Below are 12304 nucleotides of genomic sequence, written 5' to 3'. Positions count from 1 at the left end.
ATACACAAGAATGTTATAAATCTTAAAGGTTTGTTACCTCGGGTTATCTATAGAAATTCAATCAGTCCTAATTGCATTTAATATGTCAAACTACCAGAGAAATGATCTACCAAATTTACTAGTCACCGGTGGCGCGGGATTCATCGGGTCTAACTTTGTCCTGCATGCTAGAAGGTTAGGCTATGGTAACATAATTAATCTAGATAAGCTAACTTATGCCAGTAACCTACAAAACCTGACTGAGATAGAACGGAATGAAAAATATCAAGAGGGTTATAGATTCATTCAAGGAGATATTGGTAACTCTGAGCTAGTGAGTTACCTATTAGAAGAGTATGAAGTAGATGCAGTCATAAATTTTGCAGCAGAAACACATGTTGATCGTTCTATTTTTAGTCCGGGGAATTTTATTGAAACTAATGTAGTTGGAACCTTTAAGCTTCTGGAAGCCAGTAAAACCTACTGGCAAAAACTGTCATCTAAAAAACAGGAATCCTTCCGATTTTTACATATATCCACAGATGAAGTGTATGGTTCTTTAAATGCTGAAGATACAGCTTTTCGAGAAGATAGCCAATATGCGCCTAACAGTCCCTATGCAGCATCTAAAGCATCCGCAGATCATCTTGTTCGTTCTTACCATCATACCTATGGACTACCGACCTTAACGACCAATTGTTCTAATAATTATGGACCATTACAATTTCCTGAAAAACTGATTCCCTTAATGATTATCAACGCTATAAATGGTAAGCCCCTACCCATATATGGTGATGGTCAAAACATCCGGGATTGGTTATATGTCACAGATCACTGTGATGCCATTTATCTAGTTCTGCAAGAGGGTAGAATTGGTGAAAATTATAATATTGGGGGAATGAATGAACAAACGAACTTAGTAGTTGTGAACAAGATTTGTGAGATCTTGGAAAGACTAGCGCCCAAACCCAACTGTGAATACTCATCCCTAATTACCTTTATTAAAGACCGTCCTGGTCATGACCGTCGGTATGCGATTGATTGTAGTAAAATTGCCAAAGAATTAGGTTGGCAACCCAAAGAGAACTTTGAGAGTGGATTAATCAAAACAGTGCGTTGGTATCTAGATAATGCAGCCTGGGTAGAATCTATCCTTAGTGGAGCATACCAAAACTGGATCAAACAGAACTATGAATCTCGTGAAACATCACAGTTAAAGGGGTAACAATGAAAGGAATTATTCTAGCAGGTGGTTCAGGGACAAGACTTTATCCCCTGACTCAGGTAGTTAGTAAACAGCTGATGTCTGTTTATGACAAGCCCATGATTTACTATCCTTTATCCGTACTAATGTTAGCGGGAATCAAAGAAATTTTGATTATTTCTACACCCAGAGACTTGCCACTATTTGAAAAACTGTTGAAGGATGGTAGTCAATGGGGATTAAAGTTTAGTTATGTGGAGCAACCAAAACCAGAAGGATTGGCCCAGGCTTTTATTTTGGGGAAGGACTTCATCAAAAACCAGCCCGTTTGTTTGATTTTAGGAGATAATATATTTTATGGACATGGGTTAACAGAAATTTTAACTCGTGCTGTGCAACTAGAGCATGGAGGGTTAGTATTTGGTTATAAAGTCACCCAACCAGAAAACTATGGTGTGATTGAATTTAACCATTTAGGAAAGGCAATTAGTATTGAAGAAAAACCAAAAATTCCCAAATCAAAATATGCTGTTCCTGGCATTTATTTTTATGATGCTCAAGTGGTAGAAATCGCTGCTAGTTTAAAACCTTCTGCGCGGGGTGAATTAGAAATTACAGATATCAATTTAACCTATCTCCGACAAGAGCAATTAAGGGTGGAAATTTTGGGACGTGGATATGCTTGGTTAGATACGGGTACCCATGATTCCTTACGTAAAGCTAGTAATTTCATTTATACTTTAGAAGAAAGACAGGGGGTAAAAATTGCCTGCATTGAGGAAATTGCCTACAATCAGGGATATATTGATCGTCCCCAACTCCAGTTCTTAGTAGATTCTATGGGTAAAAGTAGTTATGGGATGTATTTGCGACGAATTTTACAAGATGAAATTACTTTTAAATAGTGTTTGTTAAACAATCAAATTTAAACAATCAAATAAACCCAAGAGAATTTTATGAAAGTAAGCAAGACAGAAATTCCAGACGTGCTACTAATTGAACCACAGGTTTTTGGTGATGAGCGAGGTTTTTTCTATGAGAGTTTTAATGAAAAGCTCTTTACAGAAAAAACGGGAATATCTCCTCACTTTGTTCAGGATAATCACTCTCGCTCTGGCAAAAATGTGCTGCGAGGGTTACACTATCAGATTCAGCAACCGCAAGGAAAATTAGTTCGTGTTGCAGTTGGTGAAGTTTTTGATATTGTTGTTGATTTAAGGAAGAGTTCCCCTACCTTTTCTCAATGGGTATGTGTGTATTTATCATCAGCTAATAAGCATCAACTTTGGATTCCACCAGGTTTTGCCCATGGTTTTTTAGTCCTATCAGAATATGCAGATTTCTTGTATAAAACTACGGATTATTACGCACCAGAATATGACCGATGTATTTTATGGAACGATCCAGATTTAGCTATTTCTTGGCCAATTGGGGATGAACCAATTGTTTCCTCCAAGGATAAATCTGGAAAATTATTTTCCCAAGCGGAGGTTTACCCATGAAAATTCTTTTAACTGGTATTTCTGGTCAGGTAGGTTGGGAATTGCAACGCAGTTTGATGACTGTGGGGGATGTGATTTGTTTAGGGAGAAATGAATTAGACTTATCCCAATATGAAACAATTACCTCCACAATTAGGGAGATAAAACCAGATTTAATTGTCAATCCTGCTGCTTATACTGCGGTGGATAGAGCAGAATTAGAACCAGATTTAGCTATGTCTATTAATGGTGTTGCTCCTGGTATTCTTGCTGAGGAAGCAAAAAGGTTAGGAGCTGCTATCGTTCACTATTCTACCGATTATGTTTTTGGTGGGAATCAAAATACTCCCTATCAGGAAAATGACCCAACGTTTCCACAAAATGTTTATGGAAAAACTAAGTTAGCAGGGGAAAAATCTATTCAAGCTGTTGGCACAAATCACCTGATTTTTCGTACTAGTTGGGTTTATGGTCTAAGAGGTAAGAATTTTTTATTAACTATGCAAAGGTTAGCCAAAGAAAGAGAAGAAATTCGAGTGGTTGATGACCAAATCGGGTCACCTACTTGGAGCAGGATGATCGCAGAAGTAACCGCCCAAATCATTGCTCAAATTCGCGGTCAAATGGTGATTTCAGGTACTACTTATCTGGCTGATTTTATGGCTGAGAAAGGGGGGATATATCATCTATCCTGTGGGGGAAAAACCAGTTGGTACGGTTTTGCCAAAGCTATTCTCATCGATAAATTTGCTGATGATCAATATGGTCAATACAAGTTACAAAGGTTAGTGCCAATAACGACACCAGAATACCCCACACCCGCACCCAGACCTAGTTATTCTCTATTAGATAACCAAAAATTATTGGATACTTTTGGTTTGAAAATATCAAATTGGCAACAGGTTTTAGATTTGGCTCTGGATAGTTAGTTTAATAATCTTTCCTAACAATCTTTTAGTCTTCATCCTCCTCCTCTAAATCCAAATCGCTATTTTCTAAAGATTGATGGGGAATAGCTGCTATTATAGCATCTATAACTTTAGAAACTTCTAATATTTCTATCTTCAAGTCAGGAAACTTTTGTCCCTTGGGTATGATTGCTCGTTTAAATCCTAATTTTGCAGCTTCCTTTAATCTCAGCTCCATTTGGGACACTGACCTTACTTGTCCCCCTAACCCTACTTCCCCTATTAATACTGTTTGCGGGTCAACTATTCTATCTCGAAAACTAGCAACAATCGCAACTGCAATCCCTAAATCAACCGCGGGTTCTTCTACGCTCAAACCCCCCGCAGATGCAACATAAGAATCTAGCTTTGACATAGGCACTCCCACTCTTTTTTCTAACACAGCTAGGATTTGTACTAACCGGTTGAAATCTACACCTGTTCCAGCTCTGCGGGGTGAAGGGTAACTTGTAGGACTAACTAAGGCTTGTAGTTCCACAACTATTGGTCTTGTACCCTCACAAGCAACTACAATAGCAGTACCGGGAGAGGGTTCATCCCGATTTCCCAGGAATAACTCCGAGGGATTAGGGACTTCTCTTAACCCATTAGACACCATTTCAAATATACCAATTTCATGGGTAGCTCCGAAACGATTTTTTACGGTTCTTAATAATCTATGGGAAGCAAAGCGATCGCCCTCAAAATATAAAACCGTATCGACTAGGTGTTCTAAAACTCTTGGTCCAGCAATAGTCCCCTCTTTAGTAACATGACCCACAATTAACATGGTAATATCTTCATGTTTGGCGACTTTCATCAAAGCTGCGGTACATTCCCGAACTTGAGCTACGGAACCAGGAGCAGATGTGAGTGCAGGAAAGAAAACAGTTTGTATACTGTCAATTACTGCTAGATTTGGCTTGAGAGAGTCAATTTCTCGGAGAATTTCTTCTAAATCTGTTTCCGGAAGGACATACAAGTCAGAGCTGATGGTGTGGTGTTCCACGGTAACCCTCTGGTCATCTTCCACAGCATCCTCAACATTATTCCCCGGATCTTGTTCAGGTAGTGGGTGAGAACTTTCCGAGCTTGTGTTGATATCCTCTACGGAAACCACCTGGAGAGGTTTGGACATTCCTAAACGAGAAGCGCGTAATTTTACCTGTTGTCCTGATTCTTCTCCCGTCACATAAAGAATACGGTATCGCTGGGATAGTTCATTAGATACTTGGAGTAATAGGGTAGATTTGCCAATACCCGGATCTCCACCAATGAGAACCATAGATCCGGGAACTACACCACCACCAAGTACTCTATCCAACTCCGAATATCCCGATTCCCATCGAGCAATTTGGCGATCGCTAATTTGGTCAAAAGTCAATGATGCTCTGGGTTTAGAAGGCTTAGTGGATTTAGCAGCTGGTTGAGCGCTGTGCCAACCACCCACACCTAAGGAATTGGCATTTTGTTCCACGAGAGAATCATAGGTGTCACAATTAGAACATTTGCCAAACCATTGAGAGAACTCAGACCCACAATTACTGCAAATAAAAATCGTCTTTGGCTTTGCCATGGGTAATATTAAAAAACATTAAAATTTGGTCAGGTGCAAGAAAAGGTAAAAGAAGCAAAACTGGTAGGTAGTAGAAATTGCTTTTTTAGCTTTTTTGAATTAATAGGTAGAATGATATCTTAATATTATGTATGGTATGAAAATTCCACAAAACAAAATTTAACGGAGAGTAGGAAAACTTGGAAAGTAATAAGGAAAAAATCCTCGTAGTGGACGATGAAGCAAGCATTCGGCGGATTTTAGAAACACGCCTTTCCATGATTGGTTATGATGTGGTAACTGCAGGTGATGGAGAAGAGGCTTTGGAAACCTTCCGCAAAGCAGATCCAGATCTGGTAGTTTTAGACGTGATGATGCCTAAGTTAGATGGTTATGGAGTATGTCAAGAGCTGCGTAAGGAGTCCGATGTCCCCATTATCATGCTAACAGCTTTAGGGGATGTAGCTGATCGGATCACAGGTTTAGAATTAGGTGCAGATGACTACGTAGTCAAACCCTTCTCCCCCAAGGAACTGGAAGCGCGGATTCGTTCAGTTTTACGTAGGGTTGATAAAAATGGGACTACTGGTATTCCCAGTTCCGGGGTAATTCATGTTGGCAACATCAAAATAGATACAAATAAGCGACAAGTTTATAAAGGTGATGAACGGATTCGACTAACTGGTATGGAATTTAGTCTATTAGAATTATTAGTAAGTCGTTCTGGAGAGGCATTTTCCCGTTCTGAGATTTTACAAGAGGTGTGGGGATATACACCAGAGCGTCACGTAGATACTCGGGTGGTAGATGTTCATATTTCTCGGTTGCGAGCTAAATTAGAAGATGATCCCAGTAATCCAGAATTAATCTTAACTGCGAGGGGAACAGGTTATCTTTTTCAACGCATCCTAGAAGCAGGGGAAGATTGATGACTACTAAATCTGATCCAAATAGAATTTTACGCCTTCTCCCCCTAGTAGTTGGAAGTCTGGGTGCTGTGTTGTTGTTGGTGAATCGTGTGTTGACACCCCAGCTTACAGAATCTCAAGCTAGGGGTGATGTTTTGGGGGTGATCCTCAGTGCGGTTTTAATCCTCACTGGACTAATTTGGCAACAAGTACAACCCAAATCCCCTGATACTGTGGAACTGATTGGGAAAGAAGGATTTATTCTAGCATCAGATTTACCAGAAACAATCAAGACCGAATTGGCTTGGGCATCCCGTTTATTATTAACTAATACAGTTACGCGATCGCTCGTTGTTTATTATAAAGGTGAGGTTCTGTTAAGACGTGGAATTTTAGGTTCTAAAGCAGAGGTAATACCTGGACCCATACTAGAAAGAGTTCTGGGGACTCAAAAACCAATTTATTTAGTTGCGCTCAGGGTTTACCCTGCCAAAATTGAATTTGATTATTTACCGGAAAACACACAAGGGGTAATTTGTCAACCTATTGGTAAAGAGGGGGTACTAATCCTAGGAGCAAATGCTCCCCGTAGTTATACGAAACAGGATGAAAATTGGATTGAGGGTATTGCGGACAAATTAGCAGTTACCCTGGAAAACCGAATGGAGCAGCAGTCAAGCTAATATGGTTGAAGGTTTAGTTTCAGGTGATAAGCGTTTAACACCCTGCTTGACAAATATTTCCCATAATGCCAAAGTCTGATTTTCTTGAAATACCCTTTGTAGCACTCGACCTAGTGTTTCCATATTTAACTGGTAGTCAGTTGTTAAAGCTATGTCTTGCTGTTCAAAGTACTCAATTAAACTTAAACCAGCTATTTTAGTTAAATAGGCCGCGCTGACACCTTCTACCATCCCCCCAGCGAAAAAGGTAACAGCATTGGTTTTTAAAATACCCGTTACTGCTTTGGTAGATAATTCCACCAGTCCCAACTTGAACATTAGGGTTGCAAGGGTTCTAGCTACTGTTTGGGCCTGATCGAGGGAGATTTTTTGTTGATAGATATTACCTAAATCCATAACCATTTGACCGGTAATGGCCACAGTTGCTAATATATCCAGAGCGGGTAGGGGATTAGCAAATGCAGCAGCACCAGCGATCCACTGATTTTGTTCTACAATAGGTAAAGAGCGATCGCGTCTAATAGAATTCAAGCAATTTCTAGCTTGGGTTTTTAAAAATAGGGACTTACGCCATGTGGTTGCACAAACCAACTGTGGTGCTTGTTGTGCCAAAATCACCTTGAGCTGTTCTACCAACTGTTGAATATTGGCTGTGGGTTGTTCCATACCCTCTTGAATGGATCCATCAGCAAGATGCTTTCTGACCTTTATGGGTAGGGGAGAAGCAGAAATAGGGAGCACATGACCGGGGAATGTTTGTTGCAGGGACTGGAGAATAATCGCGCGTTCCTCAGTCATATACTGGTCTTGCTTATTAAAAACTAGTAGAACTAATTGTTGAGTAGATCGTAATTTTTGCAAAACGTCTAGTTGGGATGCGGTAAGGTCTCCATTAGTGACAAATAGCACCAAATCAGAGTTTTGTAGTCCTAACAAAATAGCAGCATCACCATCCTGACCGAGTTCCGTAAATAAAGGTGATGTTTCCACCAACTCTAAGGGATTAGCAGATAAATTAGATACAGTTTTGAGGAGATGAATTATGGTACTTTTGCCTACAGACTTACCACCGGTAACCGCCATTTGGACTTCCTTTCTATCTAGCTCCAAAGTCAATTTGGCCAGTTGTTCTTGTAGAGTTGACAGACTGGGGTGATCAGCTACCTCATTGGCGATTTGGTGAATAATAGATTGGGTTTGACTGATAACAGCTTCCACCTTATTTCTATCTGGTGGACTATCATGTAGCTGTTCACCGGGTTGATTTTTGCGCAACAACCATAATCCTCCACCAACTGCTAAAGCACCTAACAAACCCAACTCTGCCATTTGTATGATAGAGTCGTGCCAAGTGTTTAACATCCATAGAGAAAAGGATAATCCTAATCCTCCCACTAATATTGGTTTTTGTAAGTTCACAGTTGCCATTCTCCCGAGCATTATTTTTTAGAATATCTCAAAATCAACCACTAAAGTGATTTCCAGTGGCAATTCCGGTAGTTGCTATGGATTTTTTGATAACTGTTTAAAGAAATTATATATCTCTGGCAACCTGCTATATACAGCAGATACCTTTAAATAGAGTTTATGAGGGAGAGCAGGTGAACCTGAGACTATTTCTCCCGGTGCAATATCGCCATGAACACCAGCTTGGGCGCTAACAATTGCTCCATCCCCTATTTTTACCTGATTGGCAATTCCCGTTTGTCCCGCTAGAATGACCCGGTTCCCCACTTTTACACCCCCAGCTATTCCCGCTTGACCAGCAATAGCACAACCTGAACCAATTTGACAACCGTGACCAATTTGCACTAAATTGTCAATTTTAGTGTGTTTACCAATACGTGTTTCCCCCACCGCTGGACGATCCACCGCACTGTTACAACCTATTTCCACCCCATCCTCCAATACTGTATAACCAGACTGTTCCATTTTTAACCAGCCTGTTGTAGTGGGAACAAAACCAAATCCTTCAGCACCAATCACAGTACCACTGTGGATTACACAGTCCGCACCAATTTGACTGCGTTCATGAATGGCACAATTGGCATGTAAAACCGTGCGATCGCCTATTTTTACATCTGGATAAATAACTACATTGGGATAAATAAAGACACCATTACCAATTTCTGTATTAGCAAGTATGACTACATGGGGGCCAATATAGACATGATCACCGATTTTAACACTAGGGTCAATTACAGCGGTGGGGTGAATGGAGGGGGAGGGTTTATATGGTTGATAGAATAGGGAGATAGTCTGTGCAAACAATAGACGGGGTTGGGGGGTTGCTAACCAGGCCATACCCTGAGCAGTAGCTTGCTGATGCAATTTTTCATCTAGGGGTAAAATCAACACACTAGCTTTTGTGGAGGTAAGCAAGGAGGCAAATTTTGGTCCTTCCACATAGCTGATAGTACCCGCTTGTGCTTCGTCTATAGCAGCAACTCCCCTAATTTCAGGATTCAGTTCTGGGTGGGAGGTCAAACTGTGGGATGTAATATTGTTTTGGAGTTTATCCACAACTTGGCTGAAAGATATCATAATTTGACAGATGTTATTTTATTACCTTGTTAATAATTACCTATTATAACTCATCCTCTTGTATCTACATACCCATTGCACATCCGGCTAAATATGCAGTAGTCCAAGCGCTTTGAAAATTAAATCCCCCCGTAATGCCATCTATATCCAAAATTTCTCCTGCAAAGTATAAACCGGGGACTATCTTACTTTCCATGGTTTTAAAATCTACCTCTTTTAAGTCTACACCTCCGCAGGTGACAAACTCTTCTTTAAATTCACCTTTACCGGTTATTACATATTTTCCTCTATGGACTTCTTGTGCTAACTGATTTAACACCTTACTACTTATTTCTGCCCAACGTTCTTCCACACTAATATTTACTCGGTCGATTAAATATTGCCATAGTCGGTGAGGTAAATCTACACCACGATGGAGTGCTATGGCTTTTTTCCCCCATTCTTGTTTTACATCTAAAAGCTTTTGTTTTACTTCCTCTAGGGATAAATCTGGCAACCAATTAATGTATAATTTCCCCTGGTAGCGGTTTTCGTATAGTAATCTAGCACCATAAGCGGAAAGTTTTAATATTGCAGGTCCGCTCACACCCCAATGGGTAACTAATAAAGATCCCGTTTGTTTTAAAACACCTTTTTCCTGTAAAGACAAAGTTAAACTGACAGAATTAACACTAATTCCAGACAAAGACTGTAGTTTAGGATCGGTAATTTTGAAACTGAATAGGGAAGGTACCGGACTCTCAATATGGTGTCCTAAAGCGCGAGCAATCTTATAACCAACTAAACCACTACCTGTAGCTAAAAGCAAGCGATCGCAATACAGGGAATACACATCCCCAGCTGATTTGCAATCAATTTTAAATTGTCCATTCTGACGCTCTACAGAAACCACGGAAGTGCGAGTTTTTAGTCTTACCCCCCCATGAGCTGCAAACTTAATTAAGCATTCAGCAATAGTTTCAGATCGGTCAGTAATAGGAAAAACCCTTCCATCCGCTTCAGTCTTTAATTTCACTCCATGTTCCTCAAACCAAGCGATCGTGTCCTGGGGTTGAAATCGACTAAAAGCACCACGTAACGCCTTACTCCCTCTTGGATAATTTTGGACTAAATCTTGAGGAACAAAACAGGCATTGGTCACATTACAACGTCCACCACCGGAAATCAGTACCTTAGCAAGGGGTTCCAAACCTGCTTCTAAGAGGGTGACTTGAGCTTGAGAATTGGTCTTAGTACAGGCGATCGCACCAAAGAATCCCGCTGCTCCACCTCCAACAACCACAATTTTTAATGACGACAATTTCAAAGCACACCATTCCAGCTATTACAACGGTTCATGGCCTTTTCCACCCCTTGCTTCAAGGTCAATTCCACACATTCCACCACAAATGCCAAAATCGGATCAATTAATTTTGCTTCCTGGGGGGAAAACTTTCCCAAAACATGAGAAACCGTATCACCATCATTATTGGGTAAATTCTTGGGTTTACCAATACCAATACGTAACCGGGGAAAGTTTTGACTATTCAAATGAGAAATAGTGCTTTTCATACCATTGTGTCCACCAGCGGATCCAGATAAACGAAGACGAATCTTTCCCAAAGGCAAATCCATATCATCATAAATTACCAACACCGATTCAGGTGGCAACTTGTACCAACTAGTAACTGCTTGAATAGACTCACCAGAACGATTCATATAGGTTAGCGGTTTCAAAATCCTAATTTTCTTACTTCCCAGCGCTAAACCCTCCCCAAACTGTCCTTGAAACTTCCGATTTTCCGTTACAGGAATATGCCAATTACGGGAAATAGCATCAATAGCAGCAAAACCAATATTATGTCGTGTTTGGTTATACTTAGGCTCAGGATTGCCTAACCCAACTATGAGCTGGGGAATAACCAAAGTAGGTGGAGTAATAACTTCTATCATCCGATTATTAGGAATGCTTCTGCTCCTTACTAGACTCTATTTGTTTCGGTTCAATTTCAGCAGTGGTCTTAATAGTCTCCTCCAGTTGTTGAACTTCTTTTTTAAACTCATTTTGAAACTCACTAGAAGCTTGTTGGAAACTACGAATAGTTTTGGCCAAGCTGCGACCAATTTCCGGTAGTTTCTTGGGTCCAAAAATTAACAAAGCTACTACCCCAATCACAACCATTTCCGGTAGACCAATACCAAATATATTCATAAAACCTCACAGTAATTGAACAATTATTTACTTCAACCCTAACAGATTAGACATAAAACTGCTTGTACTTTGACAATCATTTTTGGAGCAGCAAAAATGCAAGGAATCCGTCCCCGCTACTTGAGTAGTAACCGGAGACGGAAATTTCAACCTAAGTTTTTGATTGACATGGATAGAAATCAGCCACCCAAACTGCGCCAGTCTACAAGCACGTCTTGAATCAACAAAGATTTGTTGTAGACCTGCAGAATAATAAGCAAGAATACGAAAAACAAACCCATAAAAACAGCCATTAAAGGAGTTGTACCCCAACCAGGAGCTACCTTACCATATTCAGCGTTTAAGGGTCTGAGGATATCTCCCAATTTAGTCCGTTGTGCCATAGTTCACCTAAGATCAGTTGCCAAAACTTTTTTTTAATTTTCTTATTCCCTATTGTAGGGTGCTGCAATATTTCAGCAGTATTGTAACCTTACATGGGATAATTCTGACTATGAAGATAATACCACTATCCGGGTCAGGTAGTTGACTGTTCTGTAGGAAAACTGAAAGTTTTGTAATTCAGGTTTAATTAGAGTTAAGTTTTGTAATATATTATAACATATCTCATAACATAACTTTAAAATCATGGACTTAGACCCCGGTTTAGTGCTAGGTGTTTCCTTTAGTGCCATTCTCGTTGCTATCACTGCTATGGCCATATACACATCCTTCGGCCCACCCAGTAAAGAATTAGCAGATCCTTTTGAGGATCATGAGGATTAGAAGCACAATCAAGAATAGATAAGGGGGTTTTATCCCCTTTCTACTGA

14 protein-coding genes are annotated in these 12304 nt (G+C 40.1%); 7 read left to right on the top strand and 7 right to left on the bottom strand.

Translation table 11 applies throughout. The features are described 5' to 3' along the window. Window positions 1-82 precede the first annotated feature (82 nt). Genes rfbB through rfbD form a run of 4 tightly spaced genes read left to right on the top strand, consistent with a single transcriptional unit; the run spans window position 83 to window position 3593 of the window. Window positions 83-1204: a dTDP-glucose 4,6-dehydratase gene (gene rfbB / locus ASL19_RS06955; protein ID WP_057177769.1), complete on the top strand. Its 1122-nt coding sequence runs from the start codon at window positions 83-85 to the stop codon at window positions 1202-1204. A gap of 2 nt (window positions 1205-1206) precedes the next feature. Then, complete coding sequence (gene rfbA / locus ASL19_RS06950) at window positions 1207-2088, top strand: glucose-1-phosphate thymidylyltransferase RfbA (protein ID WP_057177768.1); 882 nt, start codon at window positions 1207-1209, stop codon at window positions 2086-2088. A 51-nt stretch (window positions 2089-2139) separates the two neighbouring features. Beyond that, window positions 2140-2685, top strand: a complete 546-nt coding sequence (gene rfbC, locus ASL19_RS06945) for a dTDP-4-dehydrorhamnose 3,5-epimerase (RefSeq protein ID WP_057177767.1) — start codon at window positions 2140-2142, stop codon at window positions 2683-2685. After that, window positions 2682-3593 (top strand): dTDP-4-dehydrorhamnose reductase, encoded by a 912-nt coding sequence (rfbD, locus tag ASL19_RS06940; protein WP_057177766.1) that lies wholly within the window; start codon window positions 2682-2684, stop codon window positions 3591-3593. Before rfbC ends, rfbD begins: the two co-directional genes overlap by 4 nt. A gap of 25 nt (window positions 3594-3618) precedes the next feature. Here rfbD and radA read toward each other — a convergent pair whose 3' ends face one another. Continuing rightward, complete coding sequence (gene radA / locus ASL19_RS06935) at window positions 3619-5187, bottom strand: DNA repair protein RadA (RefSeq protein ID WP_057177765.1); 1569 nt, start codon at window positions 5185-5187, stop codon at window positions 3619-3621. A gap of 179 nt (window positions 5188-5366) precedes the next feature. Between radA and rpaB the strand changes: the two genes are divergently transcribed. Then, window positions 5367-6095: a response regulator transcription factor RpaB gene (gene rpaB, locus ASL19_RS06930; RefSeq protein WP_006275629.1), complete on the top strand. Its 729-nt coding sequence runs from the start codon at window positions 5367-5369 to the stop codon at window positions 6093-6095. Next, window positions 6095-6757 (top strand): cofactor assembly of complex C subunit B, encoded by a 663-nt coding sequence (locus tag ASL19_RS06925; RefSeq protein WP_057177764.1) that lies wholly within the window; start codon window positions 6095-6097, stop codon window positions 6755-6757. Before rpaB ends, ASL19_RS06925 begins: the two co-directional genes overlap by 1 nt. Here the strand turns inward: ASL19_RS06925 and ASL19_RS06920 are convergent. The 6 genes from ASL19_RS06920 to psbH all read right to left on the bottom strand — a co-directional run bounded on the left by ASL19_RS06920 (window position 6749) and on the right by psbH (window position 11875). Beyond that, complete coding sequence (locus tag ASL19_RS06920) at window positions 6749-8176, bottom strand: YcjF family protein (protein WP_057177828.1); 1428 nt, start codon at window positions 8174-8176, stop codon at window positions 6749-6751. The two genes, ASL19_RS06925 and ASL19_RS06920, sit on opposite strands and share 9 nt — an antisense overlap. An 84-nt stretch (window positions 8177-8260) precedes the next feature. Continuing rightward, on the bottom strand, window positions 8261-9301 hold the full coding sequence (lpxD, locus tag ASL19_RS06915) for a UDP-3-O-(3-hydroxymyristoyl)glucosamine N-acyltransferase (RefSeq protein ID WP_006275632.1): 1041 nt from the start codon (window positions 9299-9301) through the stop codon (window positions 8261-8263). Window positions 9302-9365: 64 nt separating this feature from the next. Further along, window positions 9366-10607 (bottom strand): NAD(P)/FAD-dependent oxidoreductase, encoded by a 1242-nt coding sequence (locus ASL19_RS06910; RefSeq protein ID WP_057177763.1) that lies wholly within the window; start codon window positions 10605-10607, stop codon window positions 9366-9368. After that, on the bottom strand, window positions 10604-11233 hold the full coding sequence (pth, locus tag ASL19_RS06905) for an aminoacyl-tRNA hydrolase (protein ID WP_057177762.1): 630 nt from the start codon (window positions 11231-11233) through the stop codon (window positions 10604-10606). Before pth ends, ASL19_RS06910 begins: the two co-directional genes overlap by 4 nt. A gap of 7 nt (window positions 11234-11240) precedes the next feature. Beyond that, window positions 11241-11492: a TatA/E family twin arginine-targeting protein translocase gene (locus ASL19_RS06900; protein ID WP_006275635.1), complete on the bottom strand. Its 252-nt coding sequence runs from the start codon at window positions 11490-11492 to the stop codon at window positions 11241-11243. A gap of 179 nt (window positions 11493-11671) precedes the next feature. After that, entirely contained in the window at window positions 11672-11875 is a 204-nt protein-coding gene (psbH, locus tag ASL19_RS06895; protein ID WP_006275636.1) for a photosystem II reaction center phosphoprotein PsbH, read from the bottom strand. Window positions 11876-12119: 244 nt separating this feature from the next. Between psbH and psbN the strand changes: the two genes are divergently transcribed. Beyond that, a complete protein-coding gene (psbN, locus tag ASL19_RS06890; RefSeq protein WP_006275637.1) occupies window positions 12120-12257 on the top strand; it encodes a photosystem II reaction center protein PsbN in 138 nt (45 codons plus the stop codon). The last annotated feature ends 47 nt before the right edge of the window (window positions 12258-12304 follow it).

Source organism: Cylindrospermopsis sp. CR12 (assembly GCF_001432185.1).
Lineage (GTDB): Bacteria > Cyanobacteriota > Cyanobacteriia > Cyanobacteriales > Nostocaceae > Raphidiopsis > Raphidiopsis raciborskii.
Note: the sequence above shows the minus strand (reverse complement) of the source record. Positions and strands in the feature narration are given on the sequence as shown.